Raw genomic sequence first — 22,951 nt, 5'->3', positions numbered from 1 at the left:
GGGGCCGTTATGATAGTACAAGACTCTCAGCGAAGCCGCGCAGCGTATTTGATGACCAAAAGGGGACGACATTGGCCTGCGCTATATTCGCAACGCGGTCTAAGTGACAACTGTCGTAACAACGGAGGGGAAACAGGATGTTCCCTCACCTTATTTCAAAGCCACTCTCCACATCTGGCCTCGGGCTTGAGCCATTGCCTGAAACTGACAGCAGGTAGGAGATCGACCTGATGCAGGTTGCCAACTGCTCCAGGTCGATGCATTCGTTGGCGAGATGTGCGACGCGCGGGTCTCCGGGGCCACAAACGTAGGTGTCGAACCCGGCCGTCTGAAAAAAACCTGCTTCGGTACCATAAGGAAGGCTTGCAAAGGTCGCCTCACTGCAGGCGTCCAGAAGGCTGTCCGCAAGACGCGTAGGTGGACGGGGTTCGAGCCCAGGAAAGAAAGCCGTGCAGGTTCTGGCAACGCTCGCTTCCACGCCCGCTTGCGTCCTGGAAAAGGCATCGAATGGGTCGGTGATGCTTACCATCGACCTCCCCGGCACCAACCGCATGTCCCAGTCAAAGCTGCAGGTGTCCGCAACGGTGTTGAGTGACGTGCCACCCTCGATCCGCGTTGCCGTGTGCAGATCGTAGTCAGGATCGAAGCCCGACCCGGCAGGCGATGCCGCTGACCTGGCAGTTTCTTCGGCGAGCCAGGTAATCAGCCGCGCTGCAAGAGCCACGGCATCGGCGCCGCGGTGCGCAAGGCTGGCGTGCACGGCGCGCCCGGTGATCGTCACGTGGTGGGTCGCGGATGCCTTGTGTCGGTTGGCCGGGACCATCATCGTCGGTTCGCCCACGAGCACACCCCGCACCGGCGGCAGTTGGGATTTTGCCGCATCCACCAGTGTTTCGATGGACCTGCAACTGGTTTCTTCGTCGGCCGACAGAATGATATGTAAGGGGACGTCGGGAAGGGCACGGCTATGGACCTGAAGTGCCGCAAGGGCACAGGCGATAAAACCTTTCATGTCACAGGTGCCGCGCCCGAACAGCTTGTCGCCTACTTTTGTCAATCGGAAAGGATCGCTGGCCCAATCCTGGGCCCGCACCGGCACAACGTCGAGATGCCCAGACAGTATCAACCCGCCCGGCACCTCCGGACCTGCGCTCAGCACCAATCCATCGGCATCTCCCAATGGAGAAGGAACGCGGATAACCCGGATGCCCTGCGGCGCGAGATGCTGCAGAATCATGTCAATGATCTGGGCGTTGCCCCGTCCTGGAGTGGTGTCGACCGCTACCAGAAGGTCGAGCCACTTCAAAACGGAGTCGAGATCCTGCACGTCTTCAGCACCCCATGCGATCAGGCCGCAAAGCCAAACCGGTAAGGAAATATCTGCGCCGTCGGGTGCATTTCTGCACCAACCACTTCGGGTTTGTAATGCCGGAACAAGCTGCGCCAGTAGGGTTGAATCACAACGCCTTGCTCGCGCATGATTTCCTGCAGCCGCCTTGAGACCTCGCGGCGTTTGTCCGCATCGGCGATGGCCAGCCCCTGATCCAGCAGGCTGTCGAATTCGGCATTGTTGAAACCGGATTCATTCCAGGACGCGCCCCCGCGATAGGCGATATTGAGGACTTGAATGCCCAGTGGGCGGTGATTCCAATCAGTGCTGGAGAAGGGGAACTTGTTCCAGTCATTCCAGTAGGCAGCCGACGGGACAACCTTGCGGGACACGGTCATGCCAGCGTCGCGCAGCTGCGCCGCGACTGCGTCTGCGGTGTCCTTCATCCAACCAGAATCGATGGAGACAAGCTCATGCTCAAAATCCGCCATCCCGGTCTCTTCCATCAGCGCCATTGCGGCCGTCGGATCATGAACCACCGGATCCAGTTCTGCGTATTCGGGGTGGATTGGCGCGACGTGGTGGTTTTCCGCCACTGAACCAAGCCCGGCATAGCCCAGCTCAAGGATAATCGCGTTGTCAATTGCCATGGCCAGCGCGCGACGCACACGGGCGTCGGCGTAGGGTTGGGAGCCGTCGACTTCGGCCACCTGCTGCGGGCGGAAGACAACTGTTTGCCCGGTGATGGTCTCGGACTTGGCCCAGCCGAGATCATCGAGGATCTGGATAAACTCACCAGTGGATTGCCAAAGAATATCCACCTCGTCGGATTCAACGGCGGAGATCGAAGAGATCATTTCGGTCCCGTAGTCAATGATTTCGAACCGATCAAGGTAGGGGCCACCATAGACCTCTGTGCCCCACCACGCGACATCTGCGTTCCGTTCGATCACCAGCCTGCCACCGACTTCATGTTCCACCAGCCGGAAGGGTCCGGTGCCAATGGCGGTCGAGACATCCGAGGGGTCGAAATCGGGGTGTGCGATGGGGGCTGCGTATTCGGCCATCGAGGGGATCAGCGTGATGTCCGAGATGCGCGGTCGCAGGACGATGGTCAGGGCGTCGACCACGGTGATTGCGCCCTCGGCGGCCTTGCCCGTTTCCTCATCTATCAGGGAGCCGACGCGGTTCGGCATACCATTGCCTTCGACTGTCTTGTCACACCATCCTTCGATGGTGGCGGCGACCTGTTCCGCCGTCAGATCCGTGCCATTGCCCCATTTCACGCCCGCGCGCAGCTTGATCGTATATTCGGTGGCGTCTTCGTTGACCTCCCAGCTTTCGGCCAGCATGGGTCGAAAGCTGCCGTCAGCCTGATACTCTACCAGCGTCTCGAAAACGCCAGTCGTTAGGTTACCCATCTCCACCGTATCATACATGCGCGGCACGCGTAGTTCGCGCACCGGCATCGAGATGCGCATGGTGCCGCCCTGTTTGGCCGCAGTCTCGGCTTGCGCGGGCGCGCTCAAGCCGAGCATCGCATAGGCCGCCCCGGCGGACACGCCAAGCGCCGTGGCACGCGACAAGAATTCGCGGCGACCCATTTGCCCGTCCATGTATTCAGCCGCCCAGGATTCCGCTGCGGCATGCGCTTTCTTCTCCAATGTCATCTGTCTACTCCCGTTGGATGTAACTAGGTCTTGCACGCGCTAAGCGAGTGCTGCATCGGCGATGCGCTCTTGCTCGATCATCACCTCCAACTGGCGGCGGAACCGCAGCTGACCGCCGTCGATGGGAAGGTCGATGTGAGGTGTCTTCTTTTGCGCCATCCCCTTCTGGACCTCATTCAGGACCTCGCGGTCTTCCTCGAACGCATGTTTGACGTCGTCGCTCATCATCTGGCTGAGGTCCGCGTCATCCGGGCGAATATTGCGCGTCTGGAACCAGTAGTAGCGGGTGCGCCCCTCGGTCTCGGGCGTCATGAAGTTATAGCTGTTCATCACAAAAGCCTGTGTGTGCGATTCCGCGTCGTCGCCGCCCGCTCCAGCGGGGACAAAAACGGCGCGGATGATCGCATGACAGGGATAACGCACCTCGTAATGCTGTAGCCGGTCGCAATTGCCATCGAACTCCACGATCTTTTTGTAGAATGGCGCGGGTTCAACATCCATCATCCAGCGCCAGACGGTTACGCCATTCTCCGCCTTGGTGATGCGCAGCGGCGTGTCCTCGGTCGCCGCCTGCCCGAAAGACGATTGGTGCACCCAGGCGACATGGGTGGGATCCAATAGATTGTCGGTGACGTAGAGGTAGTTGCAATCGATCTCCAATGCTTTGCCCCGGTTCATACCCCAGGCGGGATCGTCGAATTCGGGAATGTCGAAAATCTCGGACGGGTCTGCCAGAGCCGGGTTGCCCATCCAGAGCCAGACGAGACCATAACGTTCCTCCGCCGGATAGGCATGCACTTTTGCATTCGACGGGATGCCGCCCTGACCGGGAGCTTTCACGCATTGGCCGGTGCCGTTGAACGTCAGCCCGTGATAGCCACATTCTACGGTATCGCCCTTCCGCCGGCCCTTTGTTAGTGGCATCTTGCGATGGGGGCAGGCGTCTTCGAGCGCAACAACCTGTCCGCCTGTGTCCCTGAACATGCAAATACGCTCACCTAGCAAAACTACCGGCTGCAGGGTTTCGGTGATTTCGTCTGACCAGGCGGCAACGTACCAGGCGTTTCTCAGAAACATCGTGTCTTCCCCAGATCGCCTGCAACGCAAGCGGTGCATTTTCGCGGTTCCGCTGTCCGTCCAGACCGACAATTTTGGGTGGCCAAAGGCGAAAAACCTCGCTAACTGTGATCACAGTTGAGTTTTCGTGTCAAAGGATTTTCGTGATGCTGGACCAGCGATCAGGGACCGTGCACAGCCTTCGTGTACGTCTGAGTGAATTGCGCGACATCGCGGCCCAAGACGGGTTTGCGATGCCGGCGGAATTCTACACATCGCCAGAATTCCTCGAACTGGAAACAGAAGAGGTACTGCGCCGCGAATGGATGTGTCTCGGCCATGTCGGAGAGATCACGAACCCGGGTGATTACTTCACTACCGACCTTTTAGATGAACAATTGATTGTCACCCGCGACAAGCATGGGGCGGTGCGGGTGCTTTCGAACGTTTGTCGCCACCGGGGCAACCGCGTGGCTGAAGGCACAGGCAACACCCGCAAGTTCATCTGCCGCTATCACACCTGGAGTTATGATACGACGGGCGCGCTGGTCGCGGCACCGCTCATGAAGGGGCAATCGGGCTTTGACAAGTCGCGCTGCGGGCTGCCGGAGTTCGCCAGCGAAATTTGGAAGGGCTGGATCTTCGTCAATCTAGACGGCACCGCCACCCCGCTGGCCGAGCGCCTCGGCGGCCTTGACCAGATTGTCAAGAATTACCATCCAGAGGACCGTTTTCTGGCGTTCATCGAAGAAGACAGCTGGGCTTGCAATTGGAAGACGCTCTTTGAGAACTTCATGGAAGGCTACCACCTGAGTGCGACGCATCTGCACACGTTGCATCCCATCACGCCGACCAAGCTTTGCCGCAAGATGGAAAACGGCGAAGGCTGGACCGGCTACCACGCCTATTACGACCCTTCCTATCCACCGCGCGGCCCGTTCCACCCGGACCTGACAGAAGAAGAACGCGCCAATTCGCCGATGTTTGGTATTTATCCCAACCTTGTGGTGGGGATGGCGACAAATTTCACCCTTTTCATGTGTCTGCGGCCTGACGGCGCGGACCGGGTGAAAATACGCTGGGGCGTGACCGGGCTGGAGGATGATCCCAAGTCCGGCAAGGTGCGTGATTATGTGGCGCTTTGTCGGTCTTTCAATTCTGAAGACAAGGAGAAACTCGAAACCTTGCAACAGGCGCTCAAGACCCGCACCTATCTGGGTGGCCCGCTGGCACCGGATGATTACGAGGGCACGATCCGGGACTTCATCTCCTATATGGCGCGCCACTTGGGTACCTGATCCTGCCGCTTGCAAAGCAGACCACATCGGGCAAGATGCACCGCATGTCGCTGCTGACCTCCCTTCCCGAACCTACCCAGGCGGAAACGCTCTATCGGGAATTGAAGCGACGGCTGATGATCGGTGCCTTTCTGCCTGATCAGAAACTCTCTTTACGGAAACTCTCGGTCGAGATGGACACCGGCATCATGCCAGTGCGCGAGGCGTTGAAGCGTCTGGCTTCGGAGCGCGTGCTCAGCAGTTCGGTCAAGAAGTCCTACGTTGTTCCGGCACTTGACAAGAAACGTGCCGCAGACCTGTTCAACTTGCGCGCACTGCTGGAAAGCGAGGCGGCAACCCTGGCAGCACCTTTTATAGACGCGGATCAGATGGTCGAGCTGCGTAGCTGTGTCGACCGCGTTCACGAGACGATCATGGCCAAGCACTTTGATAGTTACATGGTCGAGAACCAACACTTCCATTTCCTGATCTACCGCCAGTGCGGCAATGCCGACATGATTGCGCTGATCGAACAACTGTGGATGCAGACTGGTCCATCGCTCAGACAGGGGGTGGAAACCTCATATCCAGATCCGGCCTGGACTGATGTGCACCTTGCCCTTCTTGACGCCCTGCACAAAAATCGCGCTAGCGGGATCCGGCGGCACCTGCTTCAAGACATACGATGGGATTGGGCCGAATTGGGCACGCCGTCCATCCGGGCCAACGGTCGCAAGTAATACAGTTGGCCATATCATTTCAGGGTCAAGATTAATGCTGGACCGCTAGGCACTCGGCCGCACTAGGTCACTTTAGCTTTATTTAGATCTGCCAATGTGAGCTTTGTATTGTTTGCCGCTCGTCGGGCATTGTTCGTGAAACATCTATTTCGCGCCCATTATTCAAAGTCAGCAACATATTCTAGGTGTCCAAACCCACCTGCGAACCAAGGCGGACAAGCCTTTTCGAGCTTGTCAATCTTATATCTTGCAAACGAACGCCACTCGTTTCCAATCTCATCGGGATCGTCAATTTTGGAGTGAGCTTAGTCAGGGCGCGCAGTACCCACGTCGACAGCGCTCAAGCAATAAAATTATCCTTAGTCAAAACGGCCCAATCCAAAACCCTTAGATGGCGCTAAACCTTTGTATCATTCTATCCGAAAAGTTAGCCAAGATTACATCTAAATTGTTGGCATCGATAAGAGTAGACTATGCCTACTCAGTGGTCACTGACAAATCTTCGGCAACGCTACGAAACTGTGCAAGCGCTGCCTCCAAATATTTGACAATTTCAGCAGCGACGAAATCTGGCTCGGTTACTCGGATCTGCGATAATGGCTTCAAGCGCTTGAGAGGCATTGCCAAGTTGTTTGATCCTTGTGACTTGGCTACGGGGTGGCGCATGAAAATACCGACCTCAATGGCGCGCCTGAAGGGCTTTCGTTACCCTCGTGAAGTCATTGCTTACGCAGTCTGGGCATACCATCGGTTTGCGCTGAGTACGGCGGATGTTGAGGATCTGTTTTCAGAACGTGGCGTTAGTCGACTATCTAGCTCTGCTAGTGATGGGATCGCCAACGCCGATTTGTTGCAGGTGCGCCATTACTTTATCTAATTCAAGGGGTTCAGCAAAGTAAAAACCCTGGGCCGCATGAACTCCGATATCCATCAGAAGCCGCGTTTGCTCCCAAGTCTCGACACCTTCTACGGTCACTTTTTTGTCCAGATCATGGAACATACGTACCAGATGAGCGAGCATCCCCCGATTTTGCTCGATCCTAGTCATATCTTTCGCGAGAGAGCGGTCAATCTTGATCTCGTCGAACGGAAATTCCAGGACATAAGACAAGGACGAGTAGCCCGTCCCAAAGTCATCCAGGGCGATGCTTACGCCCGCCTTGCGAAGAGTCATTAAAGTCTGACGCGCTTGGTCCCAATTTTGCATGAAAACGCTTTCTGTGATTTCGAGCGTGAGATGTGAGGGCGAGAGACCCGCTACCAAAAGGACATCCAGAACCTGCTCCACGAAATCAGAGTTTCGCAGATCTATCGTGCTCACGTTCACGGACAGGTTGATCGGGTTTTCAACAGTTCGAGACGCTCGTGTGATAAAGATCGCCGCCTGTTGCATAATTTGAAAGTCGATTTGTTCAATCAGACGGCACTCTTCCGCCAAGGGAATGAATTCTGCGCGGGGGATCTCCTTGTTTTCGAGGCGCCAGCGAGCGAGGGCTTCAAACCCGATCAGATCACCCGTTCGCAGGTCGATCTTTGGTTGTAAAACTGGACGAATTCCGCCATTGGCAAGTGCGATAGGCAATTCTGAGATCAGCGCCATCTTTCGCCCCATCTTGGCCCGCAGAGGTTCATCAAAAACCTGAAAACACGACTTACCGGCGTCTTTGGCAGCATAAAGTGCCATATCGGCAGATTTCATTAGAGCGGCAATGTCAGTGCCATCGATCGCCGAAAGTTGTGCGATACCAACCGAGCAGTCGGGTCGAATGACGGATTTCCCAAACTGAAAGTCCTGATGCACCGTATCGACAAGCTGTTTCCCCAGTAGAGCGACGTCAAATTCAACCGATCTTGGAGCCACAACTACCGCAAACTCGTCGCCACCAAAACGCGCTACCAAGCCATCGAATTGATCTATCAAGCGCCGCAAACGCTGCGCGCAGGTAACGAGAACCGCATCGCCGGCATCATGTCCCATGGAGTCGTTGATCAGTTTGAAGTCGTCCAGATCAATCAAAGCGATAACAACATCTGCTGCCTCGCCACTATCCAGCTGTGTAATATTCGCTTCGAGTTGGTCATGAAACATGTTCCGATTGGCTGAATTCGTTAGCGAATCGTGTGAGGCAAGAAATTTTGCGGTTTCTTCAGCCTTGCGCTGCTTCTGCTCTGCCGTCACTTGGCGTCGCAACGCAGTAACAGTTTTAGCGGACCGTTTGGCTTGCGATGTGATCAGAAAAAAGACAAGGAAACCAACGAGCGGTGCGGTTGCAATCGCATAAGCAGCTCCTTGCGTCACTACGCTGGTCAGGTCTGTCTCCACAACAAATGCGCCCATCACATCGCCAACGTCGTAGATATCTTGGCCAAGTGCCGCGTTGTGGCACTCAACGCAACTGCTGGAGGACGCAATCGAGGGTACAATCGTTCGGCCTATAAACTGTCGGTTTGACCAGAGGTGTTCATTATATGGTTTTGCCGCATTTGTGTCGGCCATGCTGGTGATGATCGCGCGGATGCGTGGGTCTTCTTCAACGGTTTCCAATTCTAATCCCGGTGTGCCGGGCATGCGCATCGTTGATGCACTTGCGCGTACGTCTGCGCTGCTTCTTACGTTGTCTGTGAACTCCTGGATCCCGATCCGGCGGAATGTTGCAGGGACGAGATTGTCTTCATCACGATGCATCGAAAATGCGCTGGTGAAGGCATTTGTCATATCGATCAGCTGTTGGCGCTGCGATATCTCACTTTTCATGACTTTGTAGTTGTAGGCGAGAAAATATACTGCCCCGACAACTATGGCGCAGAGCAAACAAACAATTATCCGCAGCCTCTTTTCGTTCAACCAAGCCAACGCGAGCATATCCATTGTTGTTCCCTTGTCGCCTTTGGTAGACAATTGTGGTTGAGAAGCCGTTGTTCGCTTTCTGCCACCTACATAAAATTAGACAAAATACCTTGTGATTGGTTTTGTAGCTGTGACGCCGCATCACGGGCTGGTATATGATTCAGCCGGTAACTGGCGTAGTTGCGACCGCGTCGGACTATTCGTCACTCTGCCAACCGCGTTCTGTGATCTGCGCCAACCGCTCCCGCACGGCTGCTCCAAAAGTGCGTATTTCACCAACAGCGGCTTCGAGTTCTTTAAGAGGTTCGTCAAAGTCCGTAACGGCCACATGATGATCGCCAAGCGGGCGACTTAGCTGGCTCACTCCGCCGCTGCGTCGCAATACGTCTTGATAAGGTTGTTAGGGTCAGGTGCGAGAGGGCACAAGATCCCACGCTATGTGTCGTCATCCGATCAAAGCTAAACACTGTCGCCATGAAGTTGTTCGGCGTCAGGTCGGTTCCAATATCGGTTTGGATTGTCTTTATCGTCCAGAAGCTTCGAACGGCTTCCCCAGATTTCTTCGACACGTATCGTCGGTTCTTCGTTCACATGCACTGCAAAGATGACGTTGAAGGCCTTACGCAGAAGCGCTGGATCACAAGGTAAAGAAAACACGATTTGCTGTGCCGCGGTATTTTGAATGGTTCCTTCGGCACCGGCATGTGAACCTTCCATCGCACGAAACCGTTGATAGCCAGCCTCCCGCACAAACATGCAGTTGTCATAGGGACCTTGGGTCAATGGCAACGCATTTCCAAGTGCTGCCACCACTGCTTCAACTCCACCAGTCGGCGTATCAATTGTAACGACCCACTCACGCTCAAGCACAGCGGGTGCCATATCAAATCCATCGAGTTCATGTTCCGTTTTAGTCATAGCGCACTCCGTTTTTGAGCAACTCGAAGCCCGCGATTTCAAACTCATACATCTCAGTATTGTCTGGCTTGATAGCTCGCGCGATCAGCTTGCCATCGTCGGAGCGATACACTGCATGGGTAGTGTGAAGCGCGCGATAGCAATGCGTTCCATCAGGATAGTAGTACTTGATCATCAGACGTTTCCCCATCGCTCTGATCGGCAATGCAGGCCAAGTGTATCAGACTGTGTTCGGTGTATGTGGTCACCGCGTCCGCCCCTTTGCCATGCACTGATCAATGGTTTCGTAAGAAAGGTTGTCGCCGAGTTTCGCAAAGTTTCCGTCTTCGAATATGTTAGTGGAAAGGTTGTGCAAGATCGTGTGCGTGGCGGTCGCCATCGCCATTCCCAAAGAAATGCGCGCGGCTCCAGCGTCCGCGAATTCCTGTAGCGATATATGTTCAACGGTACTGATCCCGACATTCACAGGTATTGAGACACTGCTGCAGACTTTTGTGACCGTCTCCAGATTTTGCAGGTAAGGGATATAAACACAATCCGCGCCAGCAGTTTCAAAGGCTTGAATGCGTCTGATGCTTTCATCCAAATCATAAAGGCCGTTCATAAAGCCGTCAGCGCGCGCGACGAGGACAAAATCCTTTGGCAGCGCTCTCGCTGCAGCGCTTGCAGCTTTGATGCGTTCAACCGCTCGTTCAAAATCGTAGGGTTGGGTGTTTGGATAGGAGATGTCTTCAATCGAAATACCCGCTAGCCCAATTTCCGCCGACAATTTGACCGTCTCTTCCAAGATGTCAGGTGCATCGCCAAATCCGTTTTCAAAGTCCCCTGACACAGGAAGCGATGTTGCCGACACGATTGTTTCAGCATGGGCAAGCGCCTCGTCCCGTGTAACTGTTCCCAGGTCAGGCCGCCCCAAAGTGAAGGCATGTGCACCAGACGAGGTTGCGAGCGCTCTTGCGCCAAGCCCCGCGAACAAGCAAGCGGTGCCCTTGTCCCAAGCATTTGCCAAGATGAACGGGTTTGCGCGTGCGTGCAGATTACGAAAGGATTGCGACATTCGGATTATCCTTATGCTTGCGGGCTTCAGCATTGTATCTTTAGCACCTTGATGCTGACATGTATGTGTCAGCAGTCTTCACGCATTTGCCGAAACCTTGGTCATTTCTAGGAAAAATAACAATGGGTCGCTCTGTTCGGATGTTTGAAATAATTCAGTTGCTTCGCAACGCTCGCAGACCATGCACAGCACGCGAGATAGCGGAGGAGTTGGAAGTTACCAAACGCACGGTCTACCGCGATATTGCATCCCTACAGGCGCTGAGGATTCCGATCGAGGGGGCGGCGGGAGTCGGATATATCATGCGAACCGGGTTCGATTTGCCGCCTATAAATTTCGACATAGAAGAAGCGGAAGCAATAACCGTTGGCTTGGCAATGATCACCAGAACAGGCGACAGAGGGCTTAAACGGGCCGCGCGCAGTGCTGCACAAAAGCTAACCGATGCCACGCCGCTCAGCAGCACAGTATTTGCTTCAAGCGGGGGGGCGGACGAGCCTTCGTTAGTAGACTTGTCCGATGTACGACAGGCAATCCGTGAGGAACAAAAGCTCAAAATATCTTATTCCAATGTCGATGATCAAAAAAGCGAACGAACCATCTTGCCGATTGCCATCGCCTATCATTCTGAAGCCATTGTCCTTGCCGCTTGGTGCGAACTCAGACGTGACTTCCGACATTTCCGGCCAGATCGGATTTCGTCGTATGACATCCTACCCGAGAGGTTCCGGGGTGAAGGAGATCGAATGCGTCAAGAGTGGATTAAAGGCTATTCAGAGTGGTTATGAAACCACATCTCTTCGTCCTGAACCCAGAGGCTGCGCAGGATTTGTCTTACGAAGGGTTCGAAGTTGTTTAATACGCCTCTTAATGCTCCGTCGTGAATCTGGCCCTTCTTGATCCTCCAGATTATTTCCATTGCCGCTAGCGTCGCTTTCGCAGATTGCAGTGATCGGAAACTGTGGCGGTATCCAATTATCATTTTAAAGCAGCATGCTCACTCTCAACGCGGTTGTCGAGATACTTGCGGTCGATATGAGCGGTGGAATCACAGAGCGGATCAAAAACGTGATAGATCTCGCGGATTACCTTGCGATAAACTGGTACTTTGTCGGTGCAGATTGATATTGGTTGATGTAAACGCAATCTTCCAATCGCCTTTAAAAAAGGCTTTGGCAGTCTTAGCGTCTCGTCGCGCTGCCAGTCGAAAGTCAACCAACTGCCCGTTTGCATCAATTGCGCGCCACAAGTACCGCCATTTCCCACCAACCCGTACGTAGGTTTCTTCGATATGCCAATTCAGGCTTGCGCGCGTTAGGTGTTTTTCGGTTCCTTTGGATAACTCAGGACCAAATTTTTACACCCATCGGAAGATGGTAGATCGATCCATATCCAGCCACGTTCTGCCAGCAGATCGGTGACATCCTGAAAGGACAACGGATTGCGCAATTACATCCTTTCGTTACAAAAGACAAATGAAGCTGGAAATCTATGAAGCTTGAACGGCTGTTTAAGCGGCATGATGGGATCTTTTCGGAATATTCATCGCAAAAATTCCGTAGTTAATGCAACAGCCCCTTCAAATTAACGCAACAGTCCCAGTGGAGCCCGAAGAAAACAATTTTGATTGAGTCAACTATTTCTAAAAAATAAATTCATCCGTGATGTGGATTAGTGCGATGCTGCCGTCCTGAGTGCCGTCAGCCAAGTCAAAAAAATCAAGGATCTTTTCGCCGCCATAAACCAAATAGGTCTCGCCACTCAGGCGTACGTTGGATGATGCGGTATAGGCGCCAATCAGCAAATCATCAAAGCCGTCATTGTTCACATCTCCAGCAGAAGACACGGAGTGACCGCTTCGGTCACCTCGCTCTACGCCCCTGAAAACGAAGCCGTCCGTGCCATCCAGATCGGATAGCTGCAACGCCGCAGCGCCACCCGACGCGGCGCCGAATACAAGATAGGTCTCCCCTCTTTCACTGCCCTTAAAGTCAGCGTCTCCCGCCCCTATCAATATGTCATCAAAGCCATCACCGTTCACATCCCCTGCCGAGGATATAGACCGGCCAATCTTGTCACGTTCGTCGATGCCCAACATCGCGAAACCATTGGTGCCATCGAGAAGTGACAAATCGAAGCTGGTGGGCAGTCCGGCTTGTGAGCCATAAACCAGATAAGTTTCGCCGCTGGATACCCCGTTGGGATCCGCAAAGCTCGCGGAGATCAACATATCATCGAAGCCGTCGCCATTGACGTCTCCTGCGAAAGCCAAATTTCGGCCGCTAAAATCGCGGGGATCCACACCGTTCATGGTAAAACCATTCGTACCATTCAGGTCGGATAGGTTCAGCCTCGCCGGAATGCCGGAGGGCGCACCGTAAACCAGATAGGTTTCGCCCGCAGAGGGAGGGCCATTCCGCGCGAAGGGCGCCCCAATCAGAATGTCATCATAGCCGTCTCCATTCACGTCCCCGGCCGCAGAAACCGCCGTGCCGCTTCCATCATTCGCATTAACGCCGCGTATGGTAAAACCATTGGTTCCATCCAGGTCCGACAGCTCGAACGAAGCGGCAAACCCTGAGGCCGCACCATAAACCACATAGCTTTCGCCGACCTTCTCAAGACCATCGCGATCCACGTTAAATGCGCCAATCAGAATGTCATCATAGCCATCCCCGTCGATGTCCCCAGCCGAGGAAACGGCATGACCGCTGCTGTCGTTCGCAGCAATTCCATTAATCCTGAAACCATTGCTGCCGTCGAGGGACGAGAGTTCCAGGCGAGGCGGCAGTCCCGAAGCCGCTCCAAACACCAAGAAGCTTGAACCGCTGAAGTTTCCGTTGGGGCTCAGAGAAGGTGCCCCGATCAAGAAATCATCAAAGCCGTCGCCGTTTACATCGCCTGCGGAAGCCGGAGACCGCGCATTGGCATTATCCCCAACGTCGCCGACAATCACAAAGCCGTTGGTGCCATCCAGCGATGATAATTCAAAATTCGGGGAAGGACCCGACGCCGATCCGTAAACGAGGTAGGCTTCGATTGGAGCACGATCAAACCCTCTATCCGTCGTGATCAGCATGTCATCATATCCGTCGCCATTAACGTCGCCCGCTGAGGACACCGCGCTGCCGCTGTTGTCCCCAACAGAAATTCCTGCGAAAACCGCGCCGAACGTGGTGGGCGATGGGGTGACATCGCCTTCTATGCTCAGCGTCACGGTTGCTGTAGAGCCTTGATCGCCGGTGTAGGTGAAGGACGTCGTCTCGCCCACCGCTAGTTTGTCCAGACCGCGGTTCACAAAATCGACGACACCACCCGAAAATACTCGGAATTGACCCCCGTTTGAGCCGTCAAAAAATACACCCTCTTGCAGGGCTGCGCTATTGATTTGCGTGATTTCGGAGACAAAGAAGTCGTTGGCCAGCAGGACGTCGTCGCTGTTGACGCTGCCCAACCGGACCCATTGCGCTTGTGCGGATGACAATTCGGCGGGGCTCAATGAATAGACATCATCCGCTGCAAACACCTCGGACGGTCGGTCGATCAGATCAACCGTGAATGTGCTGGTCAGGGTGTCGCCGAATCCACCGGGGACCGCGATGGTGTAGGAGACGGAAGTAGATTCACCGGGAGTAACGGGGGCGCCCTGATCGCGGAACTGAACCGTGCCGCCCTCGAACACGCGGAACTGGCCGCCGTTCGATCCACCAAACCAAAAGCCGGAGCCGAGAAACGTGAACCCGTTCACTCCGACGATGCGCGCGCCTGCAATGTCGTTGTACAGCGCATCCGTGCCATCATCGATCGCGCCAACAGCAATGGGACCGCCCGCCGCAGCGGTCAGATCATCGCCATAAAGCACGGCGACGTCGGGGTTGGCGAAACTGAGTAACGCCACCTCGACCACACCAGTGGTCGTACCATCTACAGCAGCGGACAAGGTGTATTCAAATCCCGTGATCTCGCCTGGCGTCGAATTTTTGTCGGGATCAAAATCGATAACGCCGCCTGGGAAAACTGTGAACAAACCACCATTGCTACCCTTAAACGTCTCCCAGAAACTGTTGGACAAAGGCGCTACCAGATCCGGGTTGCCGTTTATCGCCGTGATGGTGATGGGCGTGCCGTCTGGAGCTGTCTTACCAGCGAGTAGGGCTGTACCTTCTTTCTGCGTGGCGATCCGGCTTAATCCTGGCGCTTCGACTAAGAACAGATCATAATTCGGCGCAACTTCTTCCCAGCTCACTTTTACCGTTGCGGTGTCCGTCTCGCCAGTAATATTGATGACTGTATACTCAAAGCCCGTTGTCTCCCCGAGCATGACATCGTCTGGCGCAAAACGGAAATCCATCGCGCCGTTCTCATATATTCGAAAGAATCCCCCGTTGGACCCTTCAACCCGCACGGTATTGCCTTGTGTGCTCACGTTGCCGGCCTGCCCATTGACCGCCGTGACACTCCGGGCAGCATAATCATTGGACAAAAGTCCGGTGCCGTCGCTGACCTGACCAAGGCGTAGTCTTTCCCCCGCATCGTTTGCAAAGGCAGTGAAGCTATCAGACAAAGCAGTGGGAGGAATAGAAATGGGCGGCCCGACTTCCACCCCCGTGTATGGTGTGATGATAGGGAAGTACGGCGCGGTATAACAAGCGCAATAATACCCCATTCCACCCAAGCCCCAAGGCTCCAAAAATGCGACACCTGAGTAATCAAAATACTGGGCCGGGATGATCGGGGCAATGTCGATGGCGGCAAAGAAAACAGGAGAGTCGGCGCTCGTGTCCCCAGTGTCGCTCACAGAAACACCTCCGACGCGCTGTCGCAAGGAATGCCGCTTCGTCTATGGTGACTTAGTACCGGAAAAAGTTTCATAAAAGGACCTCGTTATCATTCGTACTATAATTCCGGTAAATCATAAAGCGTCATGGTTGCGCCTACTTTTGCATCCAAAACTCTGTTCACCATAGCATTCGACGGGTCACCGCGCCTTTCAAGATGGGCAATTGCAGTCTTTACAAGCGCTTTCGCCTGGATTCTGCCAAGACGCGATAAGGTGATCAGACCAGTGTAGATACCAGCACGCGCCGCGCGCGCAAAAATATCGCGCGTTCTAGGTAACAATAGTCAAAACACTTTCGATGCAACGGGCGAACACGGTATGATCTGCCTGCCGGAGCCCATCCTGATTACGCGGATGAACCACAAGGTAGCCCTCTTCCGCCATCAGTTAATGTGACGATACCAATATCACCCATATCGACGACAAGTATCGAAACAACCGGGTTGAGAGCGACCATGCCGCTCTCGAGAGGCTGATGAGATATCGTCAAAGTTTCCGATCTTTGCGATGTGCAAAGGCGAAATTGCAAGGCATGGAGAGGATTAGAGCGATCAAGAACGGACACATTCAAGACAAACAACCAAGCGTTCGTGGTGAGATCAGCTTAGTTCAAGGACTCTTTGGTTTGGCTGCATAACATCCGAGCCGCATACCGAATTTGGGACAATACAGGTTTATGCAACAGTCCCAGGGAAAATTAAGGACCTCGCTCGCCGGGTGCAACAACGCAACAGAAATCGAAACTTTGTGAGAGGACCCCACGAGGTGAGTTCGGAATAATTGCGATGCGCAACAGTGCAGTGTTCGACGGTCATGATGATACGGTTATAGCAAGAGAGATAATTGTCGGTGGCTTTTTTCGAACGGGGGAAATCGGCGCATTTGACGGAGATGGATTTTTGATTGTTTTGGGGCAAGTTTCCGATACCGTCAGTCCCGGTGCACAAAAGGTCTCACCCTAAGAGGTCGAAAAAGCGATTGCCGAGCATCCGTCTGTCAAGGAATTGATCTGTTTTCCTTTGCCCCAAACGACTTTGGGTGAAACCGTTGCAGCGGCTCTTTGCCTGAGAGAGGGTGAGGTTCTTGATCCAGCCGTGCCGTTGGCTTATCCCGAACTCGCGCTTGCAAGGTATAAACTTCCTGAGATGGTTTTTTTACAGTGGATGAGATTTTGGGCGGTCCCGGAACCAAACCGCTGCGTCATGTTGTTGGGGCGCAGTTGGATGCTGAATCAGCACAGCAAGAGGCGAGTAGCACTTCGCCAAGCGATCGCCTAGCGGAGCTTTGGTGTCTGGTCCTTGGGCGCTCGAAAGTGGATGAGGACGCGAGCTTCTCAATGATGGGCGGGGACTCTTTGCGCAGCATGCGGTTGCTGATGCTGATTGAAAATGAATTTGACCGGCGACTACAGATGGATACGCTCTTTGGACCGGGGGCCACTTTAGCTGGATTGCGTCGCTCTTTGAACGACGCAACGAGCGTTTCAAAGCCCAATAAGACAATTCCGAAACGGACGGATCTTTGCGCGCCCATCGTCCTTAACTCTGCGCAAGAGCATATTTGGACCAAATGCAGTACCAATCCTACGTCTGCGATGTACAATTCGGCCTTCAGTCTGCGGTTGTCCAAAGACGTGGATTTACAGGTAGTACAACGCTCTATCGACTATTTAATTACCCGGCATGAGGCGCTACGCGCGCGTTTCTTGCTTCAAGACGGCTTACCACTTCAGAGCTTTGACACAGACCCTAGGGTGTCATTGCAGATCGTGGATTTACAGGATGAACCGCTTGAAACGCGCGAGGTAACATACCGAAAGCGCGCACAGCAGGCCGCTGCCGCCCGCTATGAATTGGAAGTTGGACCTCCGGCCCGCGCCAGTGCTTTCCTGCTTGGGGAGATGGGCGTGGGCTTGGTGTTCCAAACCCATCATATTATTGGTGATGTAATTTCTACCGCGATCCTGGCGGAGGAACTTGCCGCCGCCGTAGCAGCAAATGGGACGCCCAACCTTGCCCCGATTGAAGTCAGCTTTGGCGATGCGCTTGTTTGGAACTCAGATCAGATGGTCAATGAACGTCAGGAAGACCTGCTTGCTGAGTGGCGTAAAGATCTGGGCGACCGTGTCACCGCCTTGCGCTTGCCTCTTGATCATGACCGTCCGATTGTACGAAGCCTTAAGGGTGCGCGCATCTCGATTGAGTATGACACGAAAATCGTCATCGGGCTGCGTCGTCTTGCTGACCTGAGCGGCGCGTCAGTTTTCACCGTGGCTTTGGCGGCTTTTGAACTCTTAATGCATCACTTGTCTGGCCAGCGCGAATTTGTGCTTGGAACTGGCATCGACACGCGTCCAGATGAATTGCGCGATGCGCTTGTAGGATCTTTTACTGGCCCTGTTCCGATCCCTGTGCGTATTGACCCGAGCCTTACTTTTCTCGAACATGCCAAGGCAACGAACCAGCGTGTTTCGCGTGCGCGGGCACTCCGTGATGTGCCGTTTGAATTGTTGGCAACCGAGTTTGCTACAAATACCCGCTCGGGTGAACCGCCATTGGTGCAAGTGCTTTGCGCGATGATGCCCAAGGATGCTCGAAAACAGGTTCAGCACGGCTTTCAGGTGGAGTATTTCAACTTTGATCATGATTTTGCGCGGTTTGATCTGACTTTGATGATGGAAGAAACCGACGACCGGCTTGGTGGGTTTTTTGAATATTCCACCGACATCCTGGGCGCAGAAACAGTACATCTCATGAGTGCCCGGTTTGAAGCGCTCCTGTCGAATGTGATCGCGGACCCTGTCGCTGCGATAAGCAGTTACACAAGCTTGCCGGCAGACGAAGCGGCCGAGTCACTGAAGATGTCTGTGGGTCCGGCGCAAGACTACCCGCGCCAAAGCTCGATTGCGGAAGTCTTTGCCGGAGTTGCTAAAAAATATTTCAACAAGATCTGCGTCCAGCAAGGGGATGCTGCGCTGACCTATGCGGAGCTTGACGCCTGGTCAGATGGGATTGCCGCAGAGTTGCGCCAGTCTGGGGTTGGACCCGAGGTGATCGTTGCAACCTTGATGGAACGCACGCCAAAGCTCATCGCGGCGCTTTTGGGGATCTTGAAGGCGGGCGGAGCGTACCTTGCCCTTGATCCAACTCAGCCGCCAGCTCGCCTAGAAGTTCTGCTAAACGATTCCCGGGCAAAGGTGATTTTGCCTGACCGAGACATTGCACGGTTGCAAAGCACTGCGAAAATTATTGATGTCGATGGCTTACGCGGGAACGGCGAGGCTTTTGAACGTCCTGCAATTGCCTCACAGTCTATGGCGTACGTCGGCTATACCTCAGGCTCGACAGGAAACCCAAAAGGCGTATGCGTTACTCAGCGCAACGTCTTGCGGCTCGTCAATGGTTTGACGGATCTCGAAATTGGGCCAGACGACCGAATGCTGAATTTTTCCCCCACCAGTTTTGATGCGTCCACCTTTGAAATTTGGGGCGCTCTTCTCTCTGGCGCGACGCTCATCCAGCCACCCAGTGGAATGCCTTCATTGAACTCCCTGGCGGACCTCATTGTAGTTGAAGATATCAATACGATCTGGCTAACTGCCGGTCTTTTCCAACAGATGGTCGATTTGCGCCCCGACTGCTTTATTGGTCATCGCCGCGTTTTGGCCGGTGGTGACGTGCTTTCCACGGATCACGTGAAAAAGGCACTTGAAACGGCTCCCAATCTAGTCCTCTTCAACGGGTATGGACCGACAGAAAATACGACGTTTTCTGCATTGCATCGTGTCACGCCGGGTCAGGCCCATGGCGCAATCCCCATCGGGCGCCCCTTGGCCAACTCTTCGACCTACGTGCTGGATGGTGACATGCGCCCGGTACCTATCGGAGTTGAAGGCGATCTGTGGGTTGGCGGCGACGGCGTTGCGCGCGGCTATCTGAATCGTCCCGAGGATACGGCTGCCGTGTTTCTAAAAGACCCATTTCAGCGTGATGAGGACGCGCGGCTCTATCGTACGGGTGACCGCGCCATGTGGGACAACGATGGGGTTTTGCATTTTCATGGCCGGCAGGATTGGCAAGTGAAAATGCGTGGGTTCCGGATTGAACCGCAAGAGATTGAATCCGCTCTTCGGGCTTTCGACGAGGTACGAGATGCTGTCATCATTCCGCGACAGTCAGGTGCAAAAGTCACGGCGCTTGCGGCTTTTGTCGTACTTATGGATGAAGCCACTTTAACGATCGACATGATGCGCACTAGGCTGCGGGATCATTTGCCGACCTGGATGATCCCTGGGGAATGGCGGATCGTAGATCTACTTCCTCTTAACTCGAACGGTAAGATTGACCGAAATGCCCTTTTGGCTTTGGACGCTCCGGCCGCCATTCAGAGGATCGTTGCACCACGGACCCCAGTAGAAGAACTGTTGATGGAGGTGTGGGAAGACTTACTACAGCGCAATGGCTTTGGTATTGACGAAAGTTTTTTCGATCTTGGCGGCCATTCCCTGTTGGCCATGCAGATGAGTTTTCGGCTTGAAGAGGACATGGATCTGCCGCCGTCCAATTCCTACGTTTTCCAGAACCCAACACTACGCAGCCTCGGCGAGGCCGTGTTAGAGGCGCTGATAGCGGAAGATCAACAGGGTAGCGATCCGTGCAAATCCGAAAGCACAAATTCGCTTGCAGAGCGTCAGGCCTTGGAGACGAAATTGCTGGCCCGTCGGCGCAAAAAATCCAGAATACGCGAGATCCCGGCGCTGCCCCGCGGCGCACCTTTGCCTCTATCTGATGCGCAGAAAAGCATACTTTTTGCGCATCTCGTTTCTCCAAATCCGGAAAGTTACAATCTCGTCCAGGCCGATTTGCTGGAAGGACCTTTGAACGTTAAAGCGCTGCGCCATGCGATTGATGAAATTGTCGTTCGGCATGAAGCGCTTCGTGTGAAGTTCGACCATACCCGCGCGACACCGGTTTGCTTAGCGAGCAAAACCACGCCAGCGCTTGAGGTACAGTGGGCTGAGGATGTCAACGCAGCCATGAAGGAGGTCAATGCTGCTGCAACACACCCATTTGACCTGTTGTCGGAGCCGCCTTTTCGTGCTCGGCTCTTGCGATATACCGAAAACATATCGCTGTTAATCTTAAACGTTCACCACATCGTCAGCGACGAATGGTCCATGCGTATTTTGCGATCTGAAGTTGCCAAAGCCTATCGTGCAACCTGTCGTGGCGTCGCACATGATTTAGCAGAATTGCCGCTGCAATACGCGGACTTTGCCGCGTGGCAAGGGCAAAAGGCCGACACATCTGAACAGCTTGCGGTGCTTGATCGTTGGGCAGGTGCGTTAGATGGCGCTGACCTAGACAATGCGTTACCGCGAACCTCCACCGCGCCTATGACCCCGGGTTCATCCCAAATTGTCAAACGTCCTTTGCCAGACCATTTGACTGACCGGCTTGACACGTTTGGTCGCGCATCTGAGACCACGCCATTTATGACCACATTGGCGGCTGTTATATGTACGCTCCATAAATGGACTGGAAAAACCGATGTGACGATCTCGACGCAGATTGCGGGGCGCTCGTGCCCGGAAGTGGCGAATTTGATTGGGATGTTCACAAACACGGTTGTTGTGCGATCCCAGATCGATCGAAATTCCAGCTATGCGTCGATTTTGCAAAGGGTACGCGGGACGGTCTTGGATGCTTTGGCCCAACAAGACATCCGCGCGGAAGCCCTGTTCCAACACATGAAACTTGCACATCGGATGGAGGCCGCGCCATTTGGACGTATCGTTTTTACCCATCGCAAGTCGTTTGACCCCCTAGAATTATCTGAAGATTTATTGTCGACTGAAATTGCGCCAGACAAAGAAGCAGCGTGGATCGACCTTTGGATAACAATTATTGACCATCCGGAAGGGCGTGAACTTCGCGTGATCTATAATCCTGCCCGGCAAGACAAACAGAACATGGAGTTGTTTGCCGAACAGATCCAAAGTGCGATGGCTGCCGTTTCGAGAAGTCCCGAAATGAACCTTTCTGATTTGTCGATCCAAAGCGCAACAAAGGTTGTCGAGAGTTTCAAAACAAACGAGTTCGCGCCCTTTATCAGAAATCCTGTTCAACCTGAGATACAAAAAATTGTTTCCGACCTTTGGAAGGAAATGCTGAAAACCCAGACTGTTGAGCCAGGTGTGTCGTTCTTCGATGAAGGAGGCGACTCCATGTCAATGCTGCGCTTGACGCATTTGCTGGAAGAACGATTGAAGGTCGTTTTGCCCCCGTCAGGAATGTTTGCCGACCCAACTCCCGAAGGTATCGCGCAATTTGTCGAAGACTCTCTGCAGTGCCTGGACAAAAATGAGGATTGGGACCGTTTGATCGAACGCTTCCCAACTAAATTGAATGCGAATTCTAACGGTACCAAGTTCTTTTTGGTCGCGGGCGGCGGTGGACACGTTGCGCCCTTCGCCCCGGTTATTGAACGCCTCACAGATCGTTGGCAGGGATTCGGCGTGCTTGATCCCGCTTTGTTTGACGACGAAAAACCGCTTTGGAACATAGAAGACTTGGCTACTCGCATGGCAACGGCCATTCGAAGCGTTGATCCAAACGGACCGTGGATTCTTGCTGGTTACTCTGCTGGTGGCCGGGCCGTCTATGAAATTTCCCGAAAACTGATCCAAGATGGTGGCGAGGCCAGTTGCGTCATTTTGGATGCTGGACTTGGGGACCAATCGGCTTTCGGGACACTTTTGCGATTGGCGGGCAAAACAAAGCGTTTTTGCCGCATAACGCTTCGTAAGATCAGTGATGCTTATGCCAACATGCGAATTGGAGATCGCGATCCTGTGGAAATGGATCGACGCCGGTTTCGCCGGGTATCAGATCACCAGCACGGGCGTCTTTTGCGTGGGTATTCCCCCAGGAGCAACGTTCGGGTTGTTCTCGTAAGGGCGTCAGAAACAAGCGTTGGCGTTCGTCGTGGCGATTACGGGTTATCTAAGATTGCGGACCTCATAAGCATTATTGATGCTCCAGGCGATCACTATAATTGTTTTAAGGGCGAAAATGCTCCTGCTTTTGCCACTGCGCTGGAGCAAGCTCTAAAAGCCATTAGTGCTAAGCCTAGTTCTTCTGAAAATCTCAATGAAAAGTGACACACAAGGGTGTTTAGATATGTTGTCTGAAACTGACGCTTATGAGTCCAAAT

Annotated in this window: 16 protein-coding genes and 1 pseudogene; 6 read left to right on the top strand and 11 right to left on the bottom strand. The window is 54.0% G+C overall.

What is annotated here, in order from left to right; genetic code table 11:
* Positions 1–145: 145 nt before the first annotated feature.
* Genes R8G34_07935 through R8G34_07925 form a run of 3 tightly spaced genes read right to left on the bottom strand, consistent with a single transcriptional unit; the run spans position 146 to position 4,077 of the window.
* Entirely contained in the window at positions 146–1,327 is a 1,182-nt protein-coding gene (locus R8G34_07935; GenBank protein MDW3222801.1) for a M20/M25/M40 family metallo-hydrolase, read from the bottom strand.
* A gap of 20 nt (positions 1,328–1,347) precedes the next feature.
* On the bottom strand, positions 1,348–3,000 hold the full coding sequence (locus R8G34_07930; GenBank protein MDW3222800.1) for an ABC transporter substrate-binding protein: 1,653 nt from the start codon (positions 2,998–3,000) through the stop codon (positions 1,348–1,350).
* A gap of 39 nt (positions 3,001–3,039) precedes the next feature.
* A complete protein-coding gene (locus R8G34_07925; protein ID MDW3222799.1) occupies positions 3,040–4,077 on the bottom strand; it encodes an aromatic ring-hydroxylating dioxygenase subunit alpha in 1,038 nt (345 codons plus the stop codon).
* Positions 4,078–4,277: 200 nt separating this feature from the next.
* Between R8G34_07925 and R8G34_07920 the strand changes: the two genes are divergently transcribed.
* The 3 genes and pseudogenes from R8G34_07920 (at position 4,278) to R8G34_07910 (ending at position 6,875) form a co-directional block, all read left to right on the top strand.
* Entirely contained in the window at positions 4,278–5,354 is a 1,077-nt protein-coding gene (locus R8G34_07920; GenBank protein ID MDW3222798.1) for an aromatic ring-hydroxylating dioxygenase subunit alpha, read from the top strand.
* A 44-nt stretch (positions 5,355–5,398) separates the two neighbouring features.
* Positions 5,399–6,073 carry a GntR family transcriptional regulator gene (locus R8G34_07915; protein ID MDW3222797.1) on the top strand — a complete coding sequence of 225 codons (675 nt, stop codon included), beginning with the start codon at positions 5,399–5,401 and terminating at the stop codon, positions 6,071–6,073.
* 664 nt (positions 6,074–6,737) lie between these two features.
* Positions 6,738–6,875 (top strand): annotated as a pseudogene (locus tag R8G34_07910) (IS6 family transposase).
* A gap of 6 nt (positions 6,876–6,881) precedes the next feature.
* Here the strand turns inward: R8G34_07910 and R8G34_07905 are convergent.
* The 5 genes from R8G34_07905 to R8G34_07885 form a co-directional block, all read right to left on the bottom strand.
* Positions 6,882–8,942 carry an EAL domain-containing protein gene (locus R8G34_07905; GenBank protein ID MDW3222796.1) on the bottom strand — a complete coding sequence of 687 codons (2,061 nt, stop codon included), beginning with the start codon at positions 8,940–8,942 and terminating at the stop codon, positions 6,882–6,884.
* A gap of 175 nt (positions 8,943–9,117) precedes the next feature.
* On the bottom strand, positions 9,118–9,285 hold the full coding sequence (locus R8G34_07900) for a hypothetical protein (GenBank protein MDW3222795.1): 168 nt from the start codon (positions 9,283–9,285) through the stop codon (positions 9,118–9,120).
* 95 nt (positions 9,286–9,380) lie between these two features.
* Entirely contained in the window at positions 9,381–9,839 is a 459-nt protein-coding gene (locus R8G34_07895) for a hypothetical protein (protein MDW3222794.1), read from the bottom strand.
* The gene (locus tag R8G34_07890) at positions 9,832–10,014 is read right to left on the bottom strand and encodes a hypothetical protein (protein ID MDW3222793.1); all 183 of its coding nucleotides are present in this window, start codon (positions 10,012–10,014) and stop codon (positions 9,832–9,834) included. Before R8G34_07890 ends, R8G34_07895 begins: the two co-directional genes overlap by 8 nt.
* A 69-nt stretch (positions 10,015–10,083) precedes the next feature.
* The gene (locus tag R8G34_07885) at positions 10,084–10,896 is read right to left on the bottom strand and encodes an isocitrate lyase/phosphoenolpyruvate mutase family protein (GenBank protein MDW3222792.1); all 813 of its coding nucleotides are present in this window, start codon (positions 10,894–10,896) and stop codon (positions 10,084–10,086) included.
* Positions 10,897–11,018: 122 nt separating this feature from the next.
* On the opposite strand from R8G34_07885, the gene R8G34_07880 reads away from it, so the two are divergent.
* Positions 11,019–11,684: a YafY family protein gene (locus tag R8G34_07880; protein ID MDW3222791.1), complete on the top strand. Its 666-nt coding sequence runs from the start codon at positions 11,019–11,021 to the stop codon at positions 11,682–11,684.
* Positions 11,685–11,874: 190 nt separating this feature from the next.
* Here R8G34_07880 and R8G34_07875 read toward each other — a convergent pair whose 3' ends face one another.
* From R8G34_07875 to R8G34_07865, 3 genes are all read right to left on the bottom strand, one after another.
* Positions 11,875–12,018 (bottom strand): DDE-type integrase/transposase/recombinase, encoded by a 144-nt coding sequence (locus R8G34_07875; protein ID MDW3222790.1) that lies wholly within the window; start codon positions 12,016–12,018, stop codon positions 11,875–11,877.
* Complete coding sequence (locus R8G34_07870; protein MDW3222789.1) at positions 11,957–12,145, bottom strand: DDE-type integrase/transposase/recombinase; 189 nt, start codon at positions 12,143–12,145, stop codon at positions 11,957–11,959. The genes R8G34_07875 and R8G34_07870 overlap by 62 nt, the downstream gene beginning before the upstream one ends.
* A 393-nt stretch (positions 12,146–12,538) precedes the next feature.
* Positions 12,539–15,694 carry an integrin alpha gene (locus tag R8G34_07865; protein MDW3222788.1) on the bottom strand — a complete coding sequence of 1,052 codons (3,156 nt, stop codon included), beginning with the start codon at positions 15,692–15,694 and terminating at the stop codon, positions 12,539–12,541.
* 448 nt (positions 15,695–16,142) lie between these two features.
* Between R8G34_07865 and R8G34_07860 the strand changes: the two genes are divergently transcribed.
* Both R8G34_07860 and R8G34_07855 read left to right on the top strand, forming a co-directional pair.
* Entirely contained in the window at positions 16,143–16,373 is a 231-nt protein-coding gene (locus R8G34_07860; GenBank protein MDW3222787.1) for a DDE-type integrase/transposase/recombinase, read from the top strand.
* A 522-nt stretch (positions 16,374–16,895) separates the two neighbouring features.
* Complete coding sequence (locus R8G34_07855) at positions 16,896–22,898, top strand: amino acid adenylation domain-containing protein (protein ID MDW3222786.1); 6,003 nt, start codon at positions 16,896–16,898, stop codon at positions 22,896–22,898.
* Positions 22,899–22,951 lie beyond the last annotated feature (53 nt).

Source organism: Paracoccaceae bacterium, assembly GCA_033344815.1.
Taxonomy (GTDB): Bacteria; Pseudomonadota; Alphaproteobacteria; order Rhodobacterales; family Rhodobacteraceae; genus Roseobacter.
The sequence above is the reverse complement of the archived record's forward strand: the minus strand, read 5'-3'. Positions and strand labels throughout refer to the sequence as shown.